Origin of the sequence: Bacillus sp. FSL L8-0167, from assembly GCF_038630295.1 — a bacterium.
Classification (GTDB): Bacteria; Bacillota; Bacilli; order Bacillales; family Bacillaceae; genus Bacillus; species Bacillus safensis.
Window position 1 is genome coordinate 3,609,005 of the sequence record NZ_CP152027.1, and the last position, 23,203, is coordinate 3,632,207.

The 23,203-nt window shown below is 39.2% G+C and carries 22 protein-coding genes, 2 pseudogenes and 1 other annotated feature; of the genes and pseudogenes, 3 read left to right on the forward strand and 21 right to left on the reverse strand.

The features are described 5' to 3' along the window. Positions 1–2: 2 nt before the first annotated feature. Both bglA and MHB66_RS18615 read right to left on the reverse strand, forming a co-directional pair. Positions 3–1,442, reverse strand: a complete 1,440-nt coding sequence (gene bglA / locus MHB66_RS18610) for a 6-phospho-beta-glucosidase BglA (RefSeq protein WP_024427599.1) — start codon at positions 1,440–1,442, stop codon at positions 3–5. Between the two features lie 9 nt (positions 1,443–1,451). Beyond that, on the reverse strand, positions 1,452–3,350 hold the full coding sequence (locus MHB66_RS18615) for a beta-glucoside-specific PTS transporter subunit IIABC (RefSeq protein WP_046312629.1): 1,899 nt from the start codon (positions 3,348–3,350) through the stop codon (positions 1,452–1,454). Positions 3,351–3,505: 155 nt separating this feature from the next. On the opposite strand from MHB66_RS18615, the gene MHB66_RS18620 reads away from it, so the two are divergent. Continuing rightward, a complete protein-coding gene (locus tag MHB66_RS18620) occupies positions 3,506–4,216 on the forward strand; it encodes a GntR family transcriptional regulator (protein WP_034283554.1) in 711 nt (236 codons plus the stop codon). 42 nt (positions 4,217–4,258) lie between these two features. On the opposite strand, the gene MHB66_RS18625 is transcribed toward MHB66_RS18620, so the two are convergent. Further along, positions 4,259–4,852 carry an Imm64 family immunity protein gene (locus tag MHB66_RS18625; protein ID WP_111927713.1) on the reverse strand — a complete coding sequence of 198 codons (594 nt, stop codon included), beginning with the start codon at positions 4,850–4,852 and terminating at the stop codon, positions 4,259–4,261. 176 nt (positions 4,853–5,028) lie between these two features. On the opposite strand from MHB66_RS18625, the gene MHB66_RS18630 reads away from it, so the two are divergent. Continuing rightward, positions 5,029–5,925 (forward strand): PhzF family phenazine biosynthesis protein, encoded by an 897-nt coding sequence (locus MHB66_RS18630; protein ID WP_034283556.1) that lies wholly within the window; start codon positions 5,029–5,031, stop codon positions 5,923–5,925. Positions 5,926–5,964: 39 nt separating this feature from the next. Here MHB66_RS18630 and MHB66_RS18635 read toward each other — a convergent pair whose 3' ends face one another. The 7 genes from MHB66_RS18635 to MHB66_RS18665 form a co-directional block, all read right to left on the reverse strand. Beyond that, on the reverse strand, positions 5,965–6,840 hold the full coding sequence (locus tag MHB66_RS18635; RefSeq protein WP_227001689.1) for a LysR family transcriptional regulator: 876 nt from the start codon (positions 6,838–6,840) through the stop codon (positions 5,965–5,967). 8 nt (positions 6,841–6,848) lie between these two features. Next, positions 6,849–7,355: an LURP-one-related family protein gene (locus tag MHB66_RS18640; RefSeq protein WP_041118400.1), complete on the reverse strand. Its 507-nt coding sequence runs from the start codon at positions 7,353–7,355 to the stop codon at positions 6,849–6,851. Positions 7,356–7,460: 105 nt separating this feature from the next. After that, complete coding sequence (locus MHB66_RS18645) at positions 7,461–7,778, reverse strand: darcynin family protein (RefSeq protein WP_041118402.1); 318 nt, start codon at positions 7,776–7,778, stop codon at positions 7,461–7,463. 149 nt (positions 7,779–7,927) lie between these two features. Beyond that, positions 7,928–8,776 (reverse strand): MBL fold metallo-hydrolase, encoded by an 849-nt coding sequence (locus tag MHB66_RS18650; RefSeq protein WP_046312625.1) that lies wholly within the window; start codon positions 8,774–8,776, stop codon positions 7,928–7,930. Positions 8,777–8,841: 65 nt separating this feature from the next. Beyond that, positions 8,842–10,008 (reverse strand): MFS transporter, encoded by a 1,167-nt coding sequence (locus MHB66_RS18655; protein ID WP_046312624.1) that lies wholly within the window; start codon positions 10,006–10,008, stop codon positions 8,842–8,844. A gap of 137 nt (positions 10,009–10,145) precedes the next feature. Then, on the reverse strand, positions 10,146–10,448 hold the full coding sequence (locus MHB66_RS18660) for a metalloregulator ArsR/SmtB family transcription factor (protein WP_025093701.1): 303 nt from the start codon (positions 10,446–10,448) through the stop codon (positions 10,146–10,148). A 219-nt stretch (positions 10,449–10,667) separates the two neighbouring features. Further along, positions 10,668–11,063 (reverse strand): hypothetical protein, encoded by a 396-nt coding sequence (locus MHB66_RS18665; protein WP_235362351.1) that lies wholly within the window; start codon positions 11,061–11,063, stop codon positions 10,668–10,670. Here MHB66_RS18665 and MHB66_RS18670 point away from each other — a divergent pair. Next, positions 11,037–11,342, forward strand: a pseudogene (locus tag MHB66_RS18670) (nucleotide pyrophosphohydrolase). The gene MHB66_RS18665 and the pseudogene MHB66_RS18670 overlap by 27 nt on opposite strands. A gap of 80 nt (positions 11,343–11,422) precedes the next feature. Here MHB66_RS18670 and MHB66_RS18675 read toward each other — a convergent pair. The 11 genes and pseudogenes from MHB66_RS18675 to MHB66_RS18725 all read right to left on the reverse strand — a co-directional run. Further along, positions 11,423–11,607: pseudogene (locus MHB66_RS18675) on the reverse strand (hypothetical protein); the annotation flags it as partial. Positions 11,608–11,717: 110 nt separating this feature from the next. Then, positions 11,718–11,993 (reverse strand): hypothetical protein, encoded by a 276-nt coding sequence (locus tag MHB66_RS18680; RefSeq protein WP_046312622.1) that lies wholly within the window; start codon positions 11,991–11,993, stop codon positions 11,718–11,720. A gap of 1,143 nt (positions 11,994–13,136) precedes the next feature. Then, complete coding sequence (locus MHB66_RS18685) at positions 13,137–15,500, reverse strand: AAA family ATPase (protein WP_160295326.1); 2,364 nt, start codon at positions 15,498–15,500, stop codon at positions 13,137–13,139. Continuing rightward, complete coding sequence (locus tag MHB66_RS18690) at positions 15,493–16,203, reverse strand: ABC-three component system middle component 1 (protein ID WP_046312618.1); 711 nt, start codon at positions 16,201–16,203, stop codon at positions 15,493–15,495. Before MHB66_RS18690 ends, MHB66_RS18685 begins: the two co-directional genes overlap by 8 nt. Next, a complete protein-coding gene (locus tag MHB66_RS18695; protein ID WP_342490567.1) occupies positions 16,200–17,594 on the reverse strand; it encodes an ABC-three component system protein in 1,395 nt (464 codons plus the stop codon). The genes MHB66_RS18690 and MHB66_RS18695 overlap by 4 nt, the downstream gene beginning before the upstream one ends. Positions 17,595–17,763: 169 nt before the next feature. After that, positions 17,764–18,243, reverse strand: coding sequence for a 23S rRNA (pseudouridine(1915)-N(3))-methyltransferase RlmH (rlmH, locus tag MHB66_RS18700; RefSeq protein WP_046312614.1), 480 nt, complete (start codon positions 18,241–18,243; stop codon positions 17,764–17,766). 80 nt (positions 18,244–18,323) lie between these two features. Then, positions 18,324–18,494, reverse strand: coding sequence for a CxxH/CxxC protein (locus MHB66_RS18705; RefSeq protein ID WP_065215011.1), 171 nt, complete (start codon positions 18,492–18,494; stop codon positions 18,324–18,326). 162 nt (positions 18,495–18,656) lie between these two features. Next, complete coding sequence (locus MHB66_RS18710) at positions 18,657–19,487, reverse strand: energy-coupling factor transporter transmembrane component T (RefSeq protein WP_046312612.1); 831 nt, start codon at positions 19,485–19,487, stop codon at positions 18,657–18,659. Next, positions 19,478–21,193: an ABC transporter ATP-binding protein gene (locus MHB66_RS18715; RefSeq protein WP_046312610.1), complete on the reverse strand. Its 1,716-nt coding sequence runs from the start codon at positions 21,191–21,193 to the stop codon at positions 19,478–19,480. Before MHB66_RS18715 ends, MHB66_RS18710 begins: the two co-directional genes overlap by 10 nt. Positions 21,194–21,212: 19 nt before the next feature. Then, a complete protein-coding gene (locus MHB66_RS18720; RefSeq protein ID WP_024424020.1) occupies positions 21,213–21,770 on the reverse strand; it encodes an ECF-type riboflavin transporter substrate-binding protein in 558 nt (185 codons plus the stop codon). Between the two features lie 14 nt (positions 21,771–21,784). Then, the gene (locus tag MHB66_RS18725; RefSeq protein ID WP_024427616.1) at positions 21,785–22,645 is read right to left on the reverse strand and encodes an S-adenosyl-l-methionine hydroxide adenosyltransferase family protein; all 861 of its coding nucleotides are present in this window, start codon (positions 22,643–22,645) and stop codon (positions 21,785–21,787) included. Between the two features lie 111 nt (positions 22,646–22,756). After that, positions 22,757–23,027 (reverse strand) — a binding site (T-box leader). Positions 23,028–23,203: the final 176 nt, after the last annotated feature.

Consider the following 23,203-nt stretch of genomic DNA (forward strand, 5'->3'; position numbering starts at 1 on the left):
TATTACACTTCTTCACCGTTCGTTGCGATGACGTTTTGATACCAAGTAAACGAATCTTTTTTAAGGCGCTTCATCGAGCCGTTACCTTCGTTGTCGCGGTCAACGTAGATCATGCCGTAGCGTTTTTTCATTTCACCTGTTGTGAATGACACGATATCAATGATGCCCCAAGGTGTGTAGCCAATAAGGTCCACACCGTCGTATTCAATCGCTTTTTTCAGTGCTTCGATATGAGAAGCGAGATATTGAATTCTTTCTGGATCGTGAATAGAACCGTCTTCTTCCACTTGATCTATTGCACCAAATCCATTCTCTACGATGAACAGCGGGATTTGATAGCGATCGTAAAAACGATTCAATGTATATCTTAAGCCTGTCGGGTCAATGGACCAGCCCCAGTCACTTGATTTGATATAAGGGTTATCTACACCATGCGGCAGGGCTCCGTTGACAATGTCTCCGTTGTGATCAGACACAGTATCACTTTTAACCGTTGTCGACATGTAGTAGCTAAAGCCTAGATAATCCACTTTCCCTTTTCTTAAGCTTTCTTCATCGCCTTCTTCAAATGGAATATGATACCCTTCGCGTTCGAATTCTTTTAATGCATAGCTCGGATAGTAGCCGCGAACCTGTACATCTGGGAAGAAATAGCGCTGTCTCATATACTCCTCTGCAAGCATGACATCCTCTGGATTTGAGGAATACGGATAGATTGGCACGTGAGACACCATCGCTCCAATTTGGAAAGCAGGATTGATCTCTTTTCCTTTGGCTACTGCCCATGCACTTGCAAGTAATTCATGGTGTCCTGCTTGATACATGACTTCTTTGGCATTTTCGCCTTCTTTGACTGATACCCCTGAATTTGTCCAAAGGAATAGTGGGTTGTTGACATCCATTTTGTTATTGATTTCATTAAATGTCATCCAGTATGTGACCTTGTCCTTGTATCGATTGAAGCATACTTCTGCGAATTTCGCGAAATACTCAGCGACTTTTCGGCTGCGAAACCCGCCGTACTCTCTTGCCAAATGAAGCGGCATCTCAAAGTGAGACAGCGTAATCACAGGCTCGATGCCATGCTTGAGCAGTTCATCAAATACATCATCATAGAATTGTAAGCCTGCTTCATTCGGTTCCGCTTCATCTCCCTTAGGGAAAATCCGGCTCCAGCCGATCGATGTACGTAAGCATTTCAAACCCATTTCGGCAAACAACGCGATATCTTCCTTATAACGATGATAGAAATCGATCGCTTCATGATTCGGATAAAATTTATCTTCTTCTACCGTTTCAGTTATTTGTCTCGGTACTCCGTGAGCACCTGCTGTCATCACATCTACAACACTTGGTCCTTTTCCTGCTTCATTCCATCCACCTTCAAATTGATGTGCAGCTAATGCTCCGCCCCATAGAAATTCTTTTGGTAATGTCATTATTCATTCCTCCTATTTCACAATTGTGATCATGACGTCTGTTGACTGGCATGTCGATTGTTCTTCTATAATCACATCTTCGTACGCTTGTGTATTGGTGATGATGACAGGTGTGATTGTGTTTAATCCCTTGCTTTCAATGGCTTCTTGATCAAATGTCATCAACAAGTCACCCTTCTTCACCTTGCTGCCTTCTTTGATATGAAGAGTAAATGCTGAGCCATCTAGCGAAACCGTATCAATTCCTACATGAACAAGTAACTCCACACCAAATTCTGAACGCAGTCCAATTGCATGCTTTGTCGGCGCAAGCATGACGACACTGCCATCAAACGGTGCATACAGCTTGTTGTCTGTCGGTTCAATCGCAAATCCTTTGCCCATTGCCCCAGAGCTAAATACGGCATCCGGCACTTCAGATAACGGGAGTACTTTCCCTGCAAGCGGTGCAGGAATGGTTTCTTCATTGTTCATCGAAGCATTCATTTTTTCTCCAACTTGATCTTTATCAGACGTTGCACCGGCTGTCTGTTCCACTGTATCTTCCCCATAACCAAACATTTGAATGAGCACAACTGGTAAGATCAGCGCAATTGCGACACCAATCAATATGCCGATGATCGATGTTGGAAAGTCTGAACTAATTCCATTTACAATCGTCAGTGGACCAGGCAACCCTGCATACGCAAAGTAATAAGGCGTAAAGAAGCTGGCAGCAATGGCCCCGACCGCTCCAGATATACATCCGAAAATAAATGGTTTCTTGAAACGCAAGGTGACCCCATAAATCGCAGGCTCGGTAATTCCAAAGAGACCCGTGATTCCCGCTGACACCCCGACTTTTCGTGTTTCGCGGTTTCTTGCTTTTAAAATAACCCCTAACACTGCGCCGACCTGAGCGATAACAGCGATGGTTTGATATGCCTGGAAGGAGTCACGTCCATATTGTTCAAAGTTGGCGAGCACCATTGGTGTGATGCCCCAGTGAACACCGAAAATGACAAGCACTTGCCAGAAACCTCCGATAATGGCGCCTGCTAAAGCTGGGGCATTTTCTGCTAAGACATTGTATCCGTTTGCAATTCCATTTGCGCCTGCTGTCGAAAGTGGACCAATTAATAGAATGGTTAACGGAACCATGACAACCATACAGATAAATGGGACAAATAACGGTTTGACCACCTCGTGAATGCGTTTGTTTAAAAATCTCTCTACATATGAAAGGATCCATACCAAGAATAACGGCGGCAAAACAGATGACGTATAAACCGTTTCAGATAACGCTATGCCTAAAAAGGTAACGCCTTCCCCTGATGCCACGCGTCCAGCAATCTCCGTCCAAGCCGGACTGACAAGCGCTGCTGTACACGCTACTGCGATATACATATTCGTTTTAAAATGCTTGGCAGCTGTAATGGCAATAAAGATAGGCAAGAACGTAAACGGCGCCCAAGAAATAAAGCTAAAGACTTCATACGTTCCCGTTTTCGAGAAGCTTGGAAATAATAAATTAATGAGGATAAGTGCACCTTGTAAAATACCAGCTGCCGCCAAAATATACACAAATGGCGCAAACACAGCAGACATGGTCGCGATGACACGATTCAGCACCGTTCCCTTGTTTTCATTTACCTGGTCATCTTCAGACGGCTGCAGCTGAACAAGGCTGGAAAAATGCTCATAGACCTCACCAACATGCTGACCGATGACGACCTGAAATTGACCGCCGTTTTCCACCACGGTAATGACGCCAGGCATCGCATTGACTGCTTCCTTTGCCTTTGGATTCGAACGTTTCAAGACCAAACGCAGCCGCGTGGCGCATCTTGCGGCACTCACCACATTTTCTTCTCCGCCAACTGCCTCTAAGATGTCTTCTGCAAGCTTTTGATAATCCCTCACTTTTGACATATAAAACCCCCCTTTATCACTACTAGTATATGTACATTATAATTATACCGGTACAATATATCAATACATATATAATTTCAATTGGCATATCAAAGGAAATTTGGTATGTGCTATAATACAAGAACAATAAATCGTGAAAACAAAGAGGAATGGCCATGTTAAAGTATCAACAAATTGCGAGCGATATTGAAAAATATATTGTCACCCATGAGCTGCAGCAAGGGGATAAGCTCCCTGTACTCGAAACACTCATGAGCCAATTTGCTGTGAGCAAAAGTACCATTATCAAATCATTAGACTTACTCGAAAGAAAAGGAATTATCTATCAAGTGAGGGGCAGCGGCATCTTTGTTCGAAGACACCGCCGTAAGGGCTACATCAGCCTTTTATCCAACCAAGGGTTTAAAAAAGATTTAGAGGAATTTCAACTGACATCAGAAGTTTTAATGCTAGACACCATCAAGCCGTCCGAAGAAGCTGCACTTAATTTGAACATTGAACAAGATGAAGATGTCTTTTATCTAAAACGCATTCGTTACATCAATGGGCAAACGTTATGTTTAGAAGAATCCTATTACCGAAAAACGATCATTCCCTATCTCAACACAGAAATTGCTGCCGACTCTGTTTTTAAATTCATCAGTGAAGGGCTTGGACTCAAAGTCGGCTTCTCCGATATGTACTTACAAGTAGGCAAACTTAATGAAACCGAAGCAAAGCACCTCGGACTTAAGCAAGACGATCCCGCTCTCCGCGTCGAGACGGTCTTTCATCTCACAAACGGCCAGCCCTTCGACTTCTCGAAAATCACGTATAACTACATGCAATCCCAATTTTTTATTCAAGCGAATAATTATTATGGGTGATGGATGGAAAAAGCCCCCTGGTGTCAGGAGGCTTTCTTACTTTTATCTTTTAACCTTTAAACATTCCATCCTTCTTTCTTGAGAAGATAGGCCATCAATCCCAACATCACCATAATAAATGTCTATGTGATTTCCTTTGCCAATTAGTGCAACTGGAAAAGCATGCTGGTCTTGCAGACACTTTTCAAACTCATCTGGATGAATTTCGACTTCAATTTCATGTCCAATGAACGCATATTCAAACGTCATCGTATGATAAAGATCCACAAGACAGCGTATGATCTTCTGCTGAAGATGAATGACATCATGAGAAACAACCTCTGTCCAATTTAAACTGAGAACGAATCCTACGAAACCCGTTTCTTTTTGTATGTTGATTGTCCTTCCTTTTCGATCTGAACTTATGCCTGACAATTCAAACTCTGTATAATAACCAGAAAAATCATCGTCTTTGATGATGTTCTCTTTAACACTGTGTTCAATCCATGTTTCTCCGTCAGGGTCCAGACTAAACTTTACTTTCTTAATAGACATGTCTTTTTGAAGAAGATAATCAATCAATTGGCGAAAAGTATTTGGTATATGAATGTCTTCATAAAAAACGAGTCCGATATTGATATACCCACCTGTAGTTATGTCATATCCCTCGCTTCATTTTTTCTTTCATTATACTTTACTTAAACTATTATTCTATGAAAACTCCCTCTCTTACATGAACACTTGCGATTTAAACCATCAAAAAGATTCATTTTACGAATGCATCAAACAAACTTATGATTAACGTAACAAGAGTGTATAGGAGGGTTCGTCACATGGGAGACATTAGAGTGTATCATGTCGATGCGTTTACAACTGAGAAATTTGGAGGAAATGCCGCTGGGGTGGTGTTGGATGGTGAGTTTTTAACAGAAGATGATATGCAGAGCATCGCCAAGGAGTTGAATTTACCGGAATCCGTCTTCTTGCTTCCTGCCCATGATAAGAAAGCCGATTATCGCGTCAAATACTTCACACCGACGGAAGAGGTCAATTTTTGCGGGCATGCGACTGTTGGATTGACTTGGCTTCTAGCAACGGAGCTAGGGCTGGCTAAAGAGAGATCAGGGATCGTGTTAGAAACAAAGATCGGCAATGTGCCTGTTGAATGGCACGAAGAAAAAGGCAAGGTCGTTGATGTGGAAATGACGCAGGTGCCACCGAGGACGCGAGATTTTGTCATCGATTTAGAAGAGCTTAGTGACATGCTTGGTGTGAGCAGTGACCGCATCGATCCATCCTATCCTATCAAATTAGCAAACACCGGAAACTGGCATCTTCTTGTGCCGATGAAGCACCAACAGGACATTGATCAAGCGGCACCGAACTTAGCGGCTTTAGCTAAAATGAATAAAGAGCATGGCATCTCGACAACCCACCTTTATACGTTCCACACCTCAAAAGAATGCGATCTTTATACGAGGGATTTTGCACCTGGGATTGGTATACCAGAAGATCCTGTGACGGGGGCAGCAAACGGGGCGTTGGCTGGATATCTTTATTTGGAGGGTATCATTTCTCAGCAAGAAATCACTCACCTGAACATTGCCCAAGGGGATGCCATCGGCAGACCTGGCATGCTTCGTATCACAGTCATTCCGAATGAATCAAAGCCGGTGATTAAAGTGGCAGGCGCAGCTGTCATCACGATCCGCGGCGTGTTAACTTTATAAAACATCAGCTTGAATGGGGACTTCCTGTTCAAGCTGATTCTATTTAAAATGATTTTTGACCGTTTCGATCCATCTTTTGGCCGATGGGGAAGCTGCTTTGAATGATTTGAGCGCCAGGTTGACCTCACGAAAGACGCTCGTCTCCAGTGGAATGACTTTCGTATGAGGTATGTGCGGCGGCAAAACCAATTTTGGAATGATCGTGACCCCAAGTCCTTCTTGAACCATAGAAATAAGCGTATTGTTGTCTTCAATTTCAAACAAAACATGAGGCTTCACGCCGCCTCTTTCTTTTAACAGCTTCTTGACGAGTATGTCACAGCCCGCTTTCGGCATGATAAAGGCTTCATCATGTAACGAGTCAACTTCAATCACTTTCTTCGTATGAAAGCGATGATTCTCTTGTATGAGCACCACCAATTCATCCTGAAAAAGTGGAACGGTCTCAAATTCCCTCGATGACTGCGTTAAAAAACCAACATCAACCGTGCCAGAAGTGATCCATTCCTCAATCTCCTCATAACCGCCTTCATATAACTCCAGCTTGATATGCGGATAGATTTGCGTAAAACGATGAATAAGGCGTGGAAGGACATTTGAAGAAAAACTAGGGAATGTCCCTATCTTGATACTCCCCACTTCCATCCCTTGAATGAGCGCCGCCTCCTGCTCAAGCAATGCCGCATGATGCATGATTTGCCGGATATGCGGCATCACCCGCTCACCTGCGTCCGTTAACGAAAGCCCGTTTCGATTCCGCCGAAGCAGCACAATCCCGAGTTCCGACTCAAGCTTCGCAATATTATGACTCACCCCAGATTGCGTCAGCCCTAGCTTCTCCCCTGCTTTTGTAAAACTGCCGCATTCGACGACTGTTAGAAATACTTTGTATTGGAATGTGATCAGTGTGCTCACCTCACTTATTAATTCGTCGTTGCCGACGACGAAGACCTAGACGCTGCTTCATCAGCCTTCACACAATCAATCGCAACAACCAATGCAATCATCACAGGCTCCATCTCTTCTTTCAAAATATCAACCTTATAGCTGTCACCCCAAGTAAACCATTCCTTCTTCACCTGGCCGATCACATCACCATTCTGGAGCACCTGGAAATTCATATCCCACCAGTTACCTTGCACTTCTATACCCGCGGCATCAATTGAATATTTTGCTTTAAAGAACGTAAACTCTTTTTTGATCGTCAATACCTCTTGACCACCAACTTCTACTAAAAACTTCGGTAAAAAGCTAAACATTTTCTTCGTAATCACAGCGATTTCTTCTCGTTCTGTATTCAGAATGGTAAACGTCTTCGGTACCTTCAAAAAACTGCCTTCGACCAAATACACATCGTTCTCCTGCTGATCCTTTACTGTAAACCTGCCGCTCAGACTAAATACTTTCTGCTTCATGTAAAGCTGTTTCATATGGACCTCCGATTCAGTTCAAAAATTTATCCGTTCTTACATTACCTCTGATTATACCAAAAAATAGAATGTACAAAAAACCACCTGCTATCAGGTGGTTTTCGATTACTGATTCATTTTCAGAGATTCTTTTTCATATGTTTGAAAAGCATTTTCCATTCCCATGATGACCTCTTTAATTTTGACATAACCACTTGTGTAAGGAATAGAATCTCTAATCTCTTCCCACATAAAATGATAGAATTTCAGGTCATCCGTTTCACACATCACAAAATCTGTGTAATCTTTATCTGGAAGAGCTTCTGCATCAAAAAAACGCACCGTCACATGTTCTTTATATTTCTGCATCAACTCTTGCAGCGAAGCCGCATGGGTTCTTATTTTGGTTTTGAAAGTGTCGTATGGGTCAGTTATTTTGTCCATCTGTTTTTTACCTCCTAATAAGGAAAACTCAAGCCTACTTGGGGATTGTTTTTATGATCAATGCTAAAAATAAGTCTGTCACAATACGTGATGCAAAAAAAGTCTCGTTTGAGGGAAATCACCCAAATGAGACTTTTTTTAGTGTTTATTTAATACCCATTTACAAAGTAAGCAATGGTTTCTAATTCATCTTCTTTCAGTTCTCTGTTCACGTACTTTTGATACTCATTCGTGATTTTCTGTTTATCTCCACCACATTGATCAGTGAATTTCGCTATCATCCGAAGTTTGTCTGTTTCCTGACGAAACTCCTCTTTTGTCCATGGTCTTTGGTGTGAAGGAATATACGTTTCGGCATCAAAAGCATCTAACTCATCTAAAAGACGCAATATTTCTTTCACCGTGTAATGTACTTTTTCGGCATACATTTTCGGATAAAGACAATCACCAAGAAACAGGATTTTCTCTTCTTTCACATACACGATCACGGAATCAGCCGCATGATCGCCTCCAACATGCTGCACGATGCAAGTGACCCCGCCAAGATCAATCTCTATCCGACGGTCAAACGTGACATCCGGTAAAACCACCTGAATATCTCGATGACCCTGATATTCTTCCTTAATGGCCTTCGCGCAGAACTCAATCTCCGTTCCTTCCCTCACCCGCTCATCAATCGCCTCATCTGACCACGAAAACGGAACAAGCTCCTCCATTTCCTTTCTTGTCTGTGCAGAAGCAATTGAAACCGTATCAGGCAGCGCAGGCAGACCAAAAATATGATCCCAATGCCAATGCGTGAGGACAACCATATCAGGCTTGGCGTTCTCGTGCTTTAAAGTTCTTTGGATGAAATAGTTCGCATGATCTTCTGAGTTACCGGCATCGATCATTAATGTTTTGTTATTGCCTGCGACCATACCTAGGATGGGGCGGTCGGTGAGTGATATTGGTGTGATGTACCAAAATCTCTGACCTATTTTTTTAATTGAGTGCATTGGTGCTTCCTACTTTCTTTCATTATATTTAAATTGAAACACATTTTTCCCCATCGTTCTACTGTTTAAGTATATCGAATTTCATTACTCGAAGTAGCACGCGAAGCCAATATTGTTACAATGATCGCGATTGCAACGCCTAAAGCACCTGCCCAAGTAACGGAAGATAGAGAAACCCTCTCTACAAAGATACCTCCAATAGCTGCACCTGCGGCCATCGCCAATTGCATCATTGACTGATTGAGACCTAATAGTATACCTGATGACTCTGGCTCCATTGTAGCTAAGTGGTATTGTTGAGTCGGGCCAGAAGACCATGCAGCAAATGACCATAATATTAAAATGAGCAATACTCCAACATAAGAATGCGTAACTAGTGAGAGCAATATGAGCATGATGACATGTAATGTCATTCCACTAATCAGCGTAAAATTCACACCCCAGCGATCGGTACTAAATCCACCAAACTTTGACCCAACTAGACTAGCAATCCCGAATACGAGGAGAACTCCACTCAGCAATTTGCTGCTTACACCCGATATATTTAAAAGGTAAGGGGATAAATAGGTATAGGCAATTGAATAACCACCAAGCCAGAAAAAGGTGATGGCTAATCCCAACACTACTTTTGGTTTTTTAAAAAGAGCGAGTTGTTGAATTAAAGGTACAGGTTTATCCCCTTGGATTTTTGGAATCGTAAGAGAAATGATCACCATGGCTAATAATCCGAGTAAGGCTATTCCTCCAAATACAGCTTTCCAACCAAAGAAATCACTAGTCATTCTCCCCAGTGGGACTCCAATGATCAATGATGCTGTAAATCCCATTACTACTGTAGCAATAGCGGTACCTTGCTTACCTTTTGGTGCAATTTTTTCAGCAATTGTTAATGCAGTAACTACGACCATCCCCGCTCCAAGAGCCATAATAATTCTTGACACAATAAATAATTGATACCCAGGGAGGACGAATGCAAGAATATTACCTAGAATAAAAGCGCTAAGTGAATATAACATTAACTTGCGTTTATTCATTCCCGATGTTAAAGCCATTAATACTGGGGTGAAGATGGCATACACAAGAGAAAAAATCGTAATTAACTGGCCAGCTGCAGCTATCGTAATCCCTAATGATTCAGAAATATTATCCAAAATACCAGAGATGATATACTCTGATGTACCAACTAAAAAACTTACAATAGCTAAAATGTAAATCTTTACAGTGTTTGACAATGTAGATCACTCCTTATATATAATACATTTACATATCTAGAATTGTTAATATGTATGGACAAAAAAACATATTACGATAAGTCGATTTGTATTTAATAAATGAAACTGAATTCTGATGTATGAATTCAGTTCATTTATTAAATATTTTTTTCTAGAATCTCAGCAATTTTTTTTATGGCATTTTCATCTCTTTTATAATACGTGTATTTACCTATACGCTCTGTCGTAATTAATCCAGCTCGAAGTAAAATTGAAAGGTATTGAGATGCTGTTGATTGCGTCATTTTCAATTTATCTGTTATTTGACTAACACATACCCCTGTAGTATTCATATCAATCCCTTCATGGGGTGTAAAATGACGATCAGGTTCCTTTAGCCATTGTAAAATTTGCAATCTTGATTCATTGGATAAGGCTTTGAAAACTTCTATTGGCTCCATACAAACCATTATATCGATAAATAACGATATGTCAACGTGTGTTGTTTGAGATTCCTTAAAAGTTTCTATTTTCCTTCTTCCTCTGGTACGGTTCCGCCGTGATGTCTTTAAATGAGGTTATTAAAAAACCTTGGTGGAGTCCAACCTCTACCAAGGTTCTTAAAATATTATTTTATGTTAGAAGATCTCTAGAACTACATTTAAATTAGAAATTGCTTATCACTCTTCACAAAAACTAATGATTTCCTTCGGTACAGGTTCAAATATTAATACTTCTGGCTTTGGATAAGGCCTTTTCCTCAAATAATCTTTGAGTGGGATCATACTTTTCCAGTACTGCTCAATCCAATATGCAATCGTTTCTCCAGTGTCAAAATTTAAAGCTTCCTCATCAAACTCTTTCATATCTTCATAGAACGCTTGATCATAAATAGAAAGCGAAATATCATTATCAAATACAAATATCTTGTCCGTAAATATAGGAAAACAAAAAAATACTTCTGATGAAGCGAGGCATTCACGGGCTTTATATTTATGCAGATGAAAAATTGAGAAGGAAATTACAAGAGATAAAAGAGGGAGGTAATTATGACTGAGATCAAAGATGTAATACATTCAATTAACCAATTTAGAGATGATCGAAACTGGAGATAATATCATAACCCAAAAGACTTGGCCATCTCAATTTCGATAGAAGCAGCTGAACTGCTTAAAGACTTCCAATGGAAAAGTAATGAAGAAGCTCTTGAGGCGAACGAAGAAAACATCCGAGAGGAAATAGCCGATATCTTAATATATTTACTAATGCTTTGCTCAGACCTTCATTTAAATGTGAAAGAAATAATTGAAGAAAAATTAATAAAAAATGGAAAGAAGTACCCCATTGAAAAGTAAGGAAACATGATTCGTTCTACTTATTAATGAAGAAGAGTAAAGTACTACCACTCTTCTTCATTTCATTATACTTTAAGAGTCTAATTTGTCGTTGCCGATAACGAAGACCTAGACGCTGCTTCATCAGCTTTCACACAATCAATCGCAACAACGAGCGCAATTATCACAGGCTCCATCTCTTCTTTCAAAATATTAACCTTATAGCTGTCACCCCAAGTAAACTACTCCTTCTTCACCTGACGATCACTTCGCCATTCTGCAGCACTTATATGTTTTAATTTTAATGTGTTGAATCAATTGTTAATTATATTGCTCTTTAATATTTATTCATAATCAGATGGAATTTCAGAGGATATTTACTGTCTCTTGAAGTGATTATCCATAAACTGAAATTAGTTCATTTAATTTTTTATTATCATGAATATTTACTGCAGCTCCAAACCACTCTTTTTTTTCAAAATATAGAGTTTTTTTATTATTTAATATATACAATTCAGCTACAAAGGTACCTTCATTATCCATAACATAAGACTTCCACTCATTTTTAATAATACCCTTTCCTACTATATCCCATTGGTCGGACTCGTTAATAAGGCGAATACAAGTGTTTATTGCACCTATTATTCTATCTTTAAAAATTTCTTCCGTCATTATATCTCCTCCTAATATAATAATACCCCTCTCAATTTGTATTCAAATCGAGAATAATAAAGAAATATGCACTACACTAATAAATTATTAGTGTAGTGCATATTTTTTAGAGTATAATAATTTTAAAAAATGCTGTGAATATTATCTTTATGCGTTGAATAAACTTCCATTTTTAAGTACCTCAAAAATTGAAACATTGTTCAGATATAGTGTATAGGCAATTATTATAGAAGAAGGTTGACCAAAATTAAAAAAATTGATAATTGTCACAGTCCATTTTAACAAAAGGTAAGTTCAATGATCTTAATTGGACGTTTCCTGTAATTGATGTTCTTTTGTCCTTCTTTATAAAAACAAAACCTCTTTTTTATATCTGTAAAAAATTAAAATTCAATATAAGAATCACAACTAGTGTGTATTGAGAAAGATCGATTTCCCCCTAAGAATAACACTCAAAAGCCCCTATCTACCTTCTTCTACCGTTTAATTTTTTTAAAAACCAGTACATAAGAGAGTTGCTATAATCACATTTCCTCCATGTTGGAACAGCAATATGAGTATCTGTTACGTCTAGATATACTGTTTACTTAAGAAGACTTTTAATCACTTCAGATTTCAATATATTTTTAATATTTTCAAACTATTTATAAAATCATTCGTATCAATCTTTGCTTAAAAAGGAGCGATATATACTTAGTTGGCAAAAGTAAGACACATTCAAATAATTCTTTACACATTAGATTATATTCTTTAATTAAAGATGCTAATATTAAAAACTTGTTCTACACACAAAATCTAATATCTAACAATAAAAATTCACTCATGATAAGGCTAATCAAGCATATTTATATATATCAACAAGCTTAGTGCTTAAAATTAAATGATTTTTCTTAAATAATAAGGCTTACTGTTATCCTCTTAGAACTCTTCCTCTACTGTTCTTATGATGTTAGTATACTTTTTAATAATCGATTTATTGTTAGGATAATTTTCACACTAAGTCCAATCTACTTAAATAAGCAGAGTTAATTACTCATATTAAATATCTCTTGTATGTTTTGTTTTGTAATTTAAATGTAATTTCTAATAAAGAAAAATATAAAAGATCGAATCAACTAAAAATCTTTTAGTTGATTCGATCTTTTAATTTGAGTATAAAGCTTGTTTTACATTAATATTTCCAACACCTAATCCGTACTTAAGAAACTTATAACGAAGATAGAGCGAAATATCATCTTCATGAGTCGAAACAATTATTTGCCTGTCCTTAAAATCATTTCTGAGCAGCTCGACAAAAGAAGCCATGTTCATTTCATCCATCGTTTGCACTGGATCGTCTATCAAGAGTGTCATAATTCCGGAATTTCCGTATACCTTATTCAGAGCTAGCGTAAAGGCAATTACTGTCGAAGAGAGTTGCCCTGAACTGAAGGAATGAACAATGTCATGGTCTGTTTGAACAGGTGGTACAAAATTCAATGATTTTAATTGGACTTCGCCTGTAGCTTCTATCTCTTTTTCTTCCTTGATAAAAACGCCAATGCCCCTTTGATGGTTTTGTATTATTTTTCCACTATATATATAAAATGGTATTTCAATATCATTAATCATCTTTGCTCGGTGTCTGTTGATCTTATCGTTGTAAACCCCAATGAGTCTATTAATGGAGGAGAGTGCATCATCGATTTTCCTAAGTTTTCCTTTTAAAACATTTGCCTTTTGGAAGGTTAAACTTGATTGGAGAAAATACTGATACTCTATGTAATCCCTTTTCTCCTTGATGGTCTCAAGCGTAATCTGATTCAACAAATCATACTCTTCATTTAGGCGGTCTTTGAAAACTAGTTTTAACACATCCATATTGCCCCTGCAAAATTCATTTACAACTAACTTTTTGCTTTGTATCTCCTCTTGCAAGGATTGAACCCTTTGCCCAATATCATCGACAAACTTCATTTCATTATTGGCATGTTGGACAATGTCAATTTCCAATTCTCTAAACCATGCTTTTACTTTTTCCATATCAGGAACAGAATCCTTGAACTCAATCAATTGAGTAATAAAGGCCTTATCCAGTGTATTGTCATGCATCCATTTTTCTATCCGTTCTATGATTGCATTGATATGGTTGGTATAAAGGGTTTCCATTTCATCATCTAGGTACTTAGCACTTGCATCCAGAGAAGACTTTAAACTAGCCGTTTTTTCATTCATCTGTGAAATGAGGACTGCTAGGCTTTCTTTAGAGTCCCCACATAGAGGACATTCATTGGTCGATTCAGGGTTAATTTCAACATATGTTTTAAAGTCCCTTTCTAATCTCCCCCGCGTTTGGATCATCTGGGTAACAACTGTGGAAATGGTATTAGAATTATCATTATATGATTTCATCAGATTGACTCTTTGTACCACAACTTCCTTTTCAAAAGGAATGTTTACATTCTCAAAAATAAAACTCCAATCAATGCTTCTTTGTATAATTTCCTTATTCTTTAATTTAGACAGTATGAGCTTGAACTTTTCCTGATTTTGATATTGCTTTTCCAGTTTTTCAAGAGATACATAAAAATAACCAAGGATAATAATTGTCTTTAATTTATTCTCAGCCCTGATTACATTATCCAGCTTTTCATTACTCAATCCGATTTTAAAATCTTCTTTGTTTAAGATAAGATTTTTTATTAAATCAAGTTCTTCAAGGTACTCCTGCTTTAGTTTTTGGTCAAGCGGCTGAATATGTTCCTTATCCCAAGGAACATTTATAATTTTCCCCTTACTAATCAGAGGTTTGTAAGGAAAGTCCGTTATAGCTGCATTACTATCCTTAAGAAGTTCCACTTCAAATTTATCTAAATTCTTTGCTAGGAGGTGTTTATGATTGATGAGTTTGTTTCTTATTCTCTCTAGAAAATGTTTTTGATTCGATTCTTCTTCAATATTAAACAGTTTCGAAATTACAGCCATCCTGTCTTTGTCGGTCTTCTTAAAAAGATGGGTGCTTTCCTCTTGCTCAATGTAGTGGTACAAATTAAACCTGTCACTCATATCCTTCATACCAAAAATATCATTGAGTTGGCTATTAGTTAAGACCTCCTTGTTTTCCTCATCCTCAAAACTATTAAGCTTATACAGCTTATATTTGGAAAAATCCTGAGGCTTCTTCTGACTAACCGTTAAAATGGAAGGAGGCATAAGTATACGTTGCAAAACTAGTTTGTTTTCCGGAGAAATTTTATCTGTAAATTCGATAGTAATTGAGGTTGGGAGGTTTTGATCCTTACTAAACAAATGATCTTGGAACCCTTTGTTACCTGCAACAATCTTGTTAGATTCTATACGCCTTACGGAACCGGTCAGCAACAATTGGATGGCATCATAGATGGTAGTCTTTCCAAAACCGTTCGGACCGTCAAGAACATTCAAATTAACGCCTTCAAGTTCGACTTTTGCTTCGTCAATGGATTTAAAGTTTTTTAAAAAAATCCTTGAGATTATATAATTATTCACCAATTTCAACCCCCACTGCTTTAAATATTTCTTCAATAGAAGGGTCACTTCCGTTATATTCTCTCAATTCCATCAGTGCATCCCAGGTAACTCTGTCATCTTCGCCAAAACCCCCAAGGATGTCATTTAAAAGCAAATCCATCTCCTTATGTTGGTTTTTGAGGCTAAGATATGGAAGTTTGATAAACATTTTTGAAACCAGGTCATACACCAATGCGTTTTCATTTGTTTTTCGACTCTTAAAGGACGAAAATTTCTCTGTATTATAAAGGATCTTATATAAAAATGATGTAAAATCTTGTTCTGATTCTTTGAATAGAGAAATGAGCAAGGATTCCTGTTCATCCGTATATGTAAGAATATATTTCTTGAAAGTATATGGATCCTCTTCAATATCAAAGATTAAGGATTGGATGGCAGAAGAATGATTTAATGAATCCACTTTTAGCATAATAAGTAAGGAAAGATTCTTGTCCATCCCAACAATTGCACCTTTATCCTCAGACACTGCTGAATGGAATCGTTCTATATTCTCTGCTAATGTATCCTCTGATATTTGGTCTTGGTTCATAAAAGAAACTGTTAGAAAATCAAACCCGTTTCCATCTAGGCGATCAGCTTGGAAAGCTCTCTCATCCTTTAAGCAGTTTTCATCAATACTAAACCCATTCTCAAGTAAAATTCTTTTCATGAGTGTCATCATGATTTAAAAACCTCCAATGCAGTTTCTACCTTCATAAAATGCATCCTTTTATATTTTGTAATGGTGTCCTGTACCTCAAATCCAGGAATGACTTTTTCATAATCATGTCCTGCATCAACAATCTTACCTTCAAAGGGCCCTTCTAACTCATTTGTAATTACTTTGTGCACATCAAAGAGCATATACGTCAGTTGATTATCATTTTTTAATGCCTCAAATATCTTCTTTCCTTGATTTGCAGCCTCATTCTTCCCCCAAGTTTCTGCAATGGTAGTGATTAGGTGATGAATTCCCTCTTTATTCAAGACAAATATTTCTTTTATTCCTTCAATGTTAAGTGCGAAATGTCCCGCACTCATTACCAAAGGAAAAAGAGTTTTATGTGCCCCTGCTTTTACAACCAGTTCCCTCAAAATAAGCGCTTCCAATTTCTTTGTGTCCGCATTAACTGTGGGAGTTAATTTTTTGCATAACAACAAGAAGTCATGATTATTCAACCTACATATCCACTCCCAATTTTCTTTCCATTCCACACAGTCATCGGGTTCCAAGTCAAGTTTTTCGCAAAATTCAATAAAATAAGTGGTAAGAATGTTTTTCAACATACTCGCAGCGGTTTTTTCTGTAAAAGCAAACACATACTCATTGGTGAGAATATCTACAAATGTTGAAAAGGAGATGCTAATATCTTTTTCTTTATCTGCATGCCCTTTTGCAACCAGCTGGTTGATTTCATGAATGAAATTGAAATAAATAAAGTTAATATTTTCATCCGATTCAACAAGTTCGTATTTACATAATTCATTATTATTTTCTAAAAATATTCTAATTTGTCTTTTTATTTCAACCTCAATTTCCAGCCTACCTATGACACATCTATTTTCATTGCCTTCTGCTTGGTTCAATAATAATTTTTCTATTGTTTCGTCATACTTCCCCTCTTTAAATAGAAGGTTATTATAATCTACCAGTTGCTGCTTATTCGTCTCGGATTTTATACCTTCAAGATCAGTTTTAAATACCTCCTTTTCTGGGATTTCGATTTGATGGCACGTGTGGAGATAGCACAACTTAATAGCTGGGTACTTCGCACACTTCCCCAATAAATCAAAGATTGCTCTTTTATATTTTCCAAATGTCGCTTTTTCCTGATAAGCCTTTACTTGATGGTTTGTTAAAGGGTATCTTTTAAAATTAATACTGAAATCCTCCAATGATTCTATTTGCAAATCGTAATCTTTTAATTGAATACTAGATAAATTCATCTGATTCAATTGTTTCATCACCCAATAAATCGAAACCTGACCTTGATATTCAAATCCACTCCAAGTAGGGACTGCACTATGGGTATCTAATTTTTCAATTGTTATATCATCTACTGTGATATCCATCTTTTCACTCCATTCGGATTTAGAAGCATATTATAAGATTGTATAAATTGATAATACCAAAGAATTGGCATAATATCCCTAAATAATTACAATTGTTGTTTTTTATGGTTAATATAACAACTTTTTATTTAATTTAAACAGCGCATTCCACATTTAATAGAAACCTCACTCACTTATGATAAGGCTCCCCCCGCACAATCCGAAACGCCCGATAAATCTGCTCCACCAACACCAGCCTCATCAACTGATGCGGGAACGTCATTTTCGAAAACGACAGTTTCTCATTCGCACGCTGCATCACAGCGTCGCTTAAGCCAAGGGATCCACCTATGACGAAACATACTTTGCTTTTTCCGTATGTTGCCAGCTTATCTATTGTATCGGCTAATTCTTCGGAACTTTTCATTTTTCCTTCGATGGCGAGGGCGATGACGTGGGCGTCTGGGTTGATTTTGCTTAGGATGCGTTCGCCTTCTTTGTCTTTGATGATTTTCATGTCTTGATCGCTGAGATTCTCGGGTGCTTTTTCGTCCGCGAGCTCAATGATCTCGATTTTTGCGTAAGCCTGTAATCGTTTTGTGTATTCGGCTATGCCTTGCTTTAAATATTTCTCTTTTAATTTTCCTACTGTGATAATTGATATATTCACAGGTCATCCCCACCTTAAGAACAAGTTATTCATATAAGTTATCAACAATTGTGGATAAAATTTGTGTATTTTGTGTCCGATCATTCGTTCCCCACTATATATATTGCAGGTTCATCGCACAATTCACAGGTTGTGGATAAACTGTGTGTATGTTCGATTTTTCTGAATTCCGGCGGCGTTTCGTGATCATCTATGTACATGTCTAGTACGGTTTCTATATGTTCTGCACAAGCATAAAATGTTTTGTTCATAAGTTTATTCTTCCTCCAATAGGTTCTCTAGTTATTCACAAGTGTTTCGCTCATTGTCCAATATAACCGATTTATTCACATGTTAATAGTCTTTTACCATTTCCCACACCTTTTATCCACAAACCAAACAAAAAAAGCCTCCACTCCTGTGAAGGCTTCTTTCTATAAAAACGGATTATAAAATCTCGTTCCTCTAACAAATGTAATCACCAGCGACACGATCAGCACCACACCAACAAACAATAACGCCACATAATCTGCTTTCTGAAAGTCTTTCGCTGTAAACCATGTCCGCTTTTTATGCTTTCCAAACCCCCGCAGCTCCATCGCATTGCTGATCGTTTCAATCCTCTCCAAGCTGGAGAAAATCAGCGGCATGACAATCGACAGCGCATTTTTAATCCGTTTTCCCAGCTTTTCATTCTTCGATAAATCAATGCCTCTCGCTTGCTGAGAAATCGCAATCGTGCGAAAATCCCGCTGAATATCTGGAATATAGCGCAAGGCAATCGCTACAGCATACGAAATCCGGTAGCTGACCCCAATTCGGCTGAGGGATGAGGCGAATTCACTTGGATTTGTTGTCACAATAAATAAAAGCGCTGCTGGCATCACGGTCACATATTTTAGCGTAATGTTCAATTGATAGAAAAGCTGTTCAAGTGTGACATTATACCAGCCGGCAATATGAAATAGCTCGTGCTTCGCTCCGTAGATGGCGACACCTTGCTGGGGTGCAAAGATGTAAATGGCGATGTTATTGATCACTAGGAAAATCGCCAGGACGATTACCACGAAGGAAATATCACGAAATCGTACGTTCGACATCTGAAAGAATACGATACTGGCGGCTAACATAAAGACTAAAACGCCTGTATCATACGTGAGCATCGCTGCGGATGACCAGAGAATAAAGCAAATGAGTTTGGTTGCTCCTGTCAGCCGGTGAATCGGCGACGGGCGATCGATATAGGACAGCATGTCTACAGCCATGTCATTCGTTCCTTTCTGTCAACCTCAATGAAGCGATCTACGAGTTCATTTGGATTCGGCCAATCTGCTTTCAGCGCCAGTTCATACAGCGACGTTTCTTTTAAGCTCGCCTTTTGGACAAGCAGTTGATCTGTCAGCACTTTGGCTGGTGTATCATCTGCAATTTTTTCTCCATCTGAAATGACAATGGTTCTTGTTGTGTATTCGAGCATGAGATGCATATCATGGGTGATCATCAAAATCGTGACGCCCTGCTGATTTAATTGCTCTAAAAACGTCATCATCTCTGTGTAATGTTTAAAGTCCTGTCCTGCGGTTGGTTCGTCTAGAATGAGGATTTCTGGCTCTAGTACAAGTATAGATGCAATGGTGACGCGTTTTTTCTGTCCAAAGCTGAGGGCTGAGACCGGCCAGTTCCGAAATGGATACAGTCCGCATACTTTCAGGACCCGCTCCACCCGTTCCTTGATCTCGTCTTCCTTTACGCCTCTTAAAACGAGACCGAGTGCCACCTCATCAAAGATCATTTGTTTTGAAATCATTTGATTTGGGTTTTGCATGACCACGCCAATTCGTTCGGAGCGCTGTTTGATCGTGTCTCCTGTGATGTCATCGCCATTTAAAAGAATGGACCCTTTCGTTGGCTTTTCAAATGCACAGAGCACCTTGGACAATGTCGTCTTGCCTGCGCCATTGGCTCCAGCGATGCTGATCATTTCTCCTTTTTTGACGGTAAAAGAGATGTTGCTCAGCGTATTTGGTCTTGTTGGATAGTCAAAGCTCAGCTCGCGCACTTCTAGTAAATCCTGTGCTGCAATCTGCTCTACTGACGGCTCAGATGCTTCCATCCACTGCTCGATTTTCTCTTTTGCCTCATCGTCTAAGGTGAGACGCTGTAAATCAGCGATCTGATCTCCCGGTGCAACCGGAATGCCTGCATATTTCATAGCCTTTACATATAAAGGCTCACGTAAATACGCCGCTTCTAATACATTTGAGGCGAGCAATTCATCTGGGGTCATATCCGCTGCAATCGTGCCTTCATTGACAACGATGATGCGGTCCACATGACGGAAGAGGACGTCCTCTAATCGGTGCTCAACCATCACAATGGTTTTTTTCGTTTGTTTTTGCAGCCGGTCAATGAGGTCGATCACTTCTTTACCTGTTGCGGGGTCAAGACTTACAAGTGGTTCATCAAACAGTAAAATGTCGACATCGTTGACAAGTACGCCCGCAATGGCGACACGTTGTTTTTGTCCGCCTGACAGCTCATGCACGGACGATGCCAGCTTGCCGTCTACCTCTGTTAATCTTGCCGCTTTCTCCACACGTGTTTTCATTTCTTCGCGTATGACTTGATCATTTTCAAGCGTGAACGCGATATCCTCTCCAACGGTCAGCCCAATGAATTGTCCATCAGGGTCCTGAAGCACCGTTCCAACAAGCTGTGAGAGCGAGAAAATGTTTTCTTTCTCTGCATTTTTCCCGCCGATGTGAAGACTTCCTTCCATAGAACCTTTATAAGACGCAGGAACTAGCCCATTGATACAATGGGCTAGTGTGCTTTTTCCCGATCCAGACGGGCCTGCGATGAGAACTTTTTCTCCTTCATAGATCGTCAGGTTGATATCCTTTAATGTTGGTTCTGCCTGACTGCGATACTTGAATCCGAAATGTTCGAATTGAATCATCGGTTTCTTCATTTATGTGTTCCACCTTGCTTCATGATGTTTCTTTCGATAGGCTGCCGCTTTTGCTTCTCGTTTTCGCATAAGCTGCAATGATGATGGTCCCTAGGACACCAACTGTGATGATGTTTGAAATCCCTGCCACGATGCCTTGGACAAACACTTTGTTCGCAGGTTCTGCATAGATCACAATGTCGAGTACAGGAGCAATGATAAACCAGCCTAATGCCTGTGCGCCTGCTTGTACGGCGTTGAAGAGCGTGATTTTCTTCCAGCCGAAGTCTCCCTCTTCTACTTTTAAACGGTTAGAAATAAAGCCGATCAATAAACCAACGACACCCGATACAATAATCCAGCTCCACCAAGGGCCAAATGTGGTCGCATCTTTAATGAGATGGCCAATAAAACCAATCAGTGCGCCTGCAACAGGACCAAATAGCACGGCCATTAATGCAAGGAATGCGTATGAGGTTTCAATTTGTGTATTCGGAATTCCAGTTGGAATGGAGACGAAGCGTCCTAAAATCACAAAGACGGCTGCGCCAATTCCAATGGCAACGACAGTTTTCGTTGAAAGTTGTTTTCCTGCCATGATGTATCCTCCTCTTATTCGTATATAATGCGCGGAGCTTTGCGAATCGAAAGGCGCCATCCTGTGCCTGTACCGATGTTATAAGCCTTTGCAAATGACCCTTGATTGATCGCCACGCCTAAATGATCGAGTGAATTGACATATACGAGTGGTTCGCCTACCTTTAAGTCGGCAAAAGATCGTCCATAGGTCATGATATTTTTATACACATTTTTCGGCCCGTTGGCAATGGTAACTTCTATTGCATCCCCATAATTAATTGAAAGCTGTTCAAATAGCGTGTGATGAATGTTTGTCCATAGGTTTCCGAATCTCACATCTAAAATATCAATCGTCCCTGTGATCACATCTTCTTCCGCATAAGCCTGTACGACTGGAAGATGGATAATATCATCAATATTCGCCTTTGGCCCAACCTCTTCAAAAGAAATCACACCTGATGCAATTCTCGCCCCTGTATAAGCGTAAATGTCTCTCCCATGGAATGTATGTGATTTTCCCGACTTTGGCAGCCGGTTAATGGTTTCATCTAAGTAACGGGCTTCCACAATGCCAATATCCTGCGCGACGTGCGTGAGTGTCCCGTTATCTGGGGTAATGATATAGTGTGAACTTGTCGTTTTGACGACAAGACTTTTTCTCTCGGATCCAACGCCCGGGTCAACGACAGAAACGAATACCGTCTCTTCCGGCCAGTATGTGACGGTTTGAAGCAGGCGATAAGAGGCCTCCCAAATGTCATACTGCGGAATATTGTGTGTTAAATCAAAAATGCGGATGCTGCTGCTGACCGTATTTGCCACTCCGTACATTGCACTGACAGCTCCATCATCAATGCCGAAATCTGATTGTAAAACCAATGCATGTTCACTCATGTCAATCTCCCTTTCATTTGAAAAAATGGATGTGGTGTTTCACGTGGAACATTTGAACAATTGTATGAAAAAAAGTGGACAATAAAAAATACCCCATCCTTATCTTTGAATCATAAGGACGAGGTATTTGTCTCGTGGTACCACCTTTATTTACTGTTTGCTCGCGCTAAACAGCCTCTACAAGTACAAAGCTCCAATCTGGCTCATATACTGTGGTTTTGATAACGAGTACCAACTCTCGTCGTCACCTACTAATATCATAGATATGTTCAGCACGAGGCTCAGAGACCATTTTTCGAATCATTATTTTTGCTTCTTTTCAGCTGCCGAAGCTCTCTGTGGAAAAATTGATGATTGTACTTTCTCTCGTCATTGCCTGTATAGTTATCTTGAATTAAAGCTATCATACATGATGTTTTTTGATAAATCAAGATATTTTTCTGAACATTTTTAAAAATGAGTCAACTGGTGCTGGAAGAGTCTTCTTTTTATGAAATTTAAACAAATGTTAAAGAGCAAGATATGGTGTCTTTCTTTTCTAGGGGTATAATAAAGGTG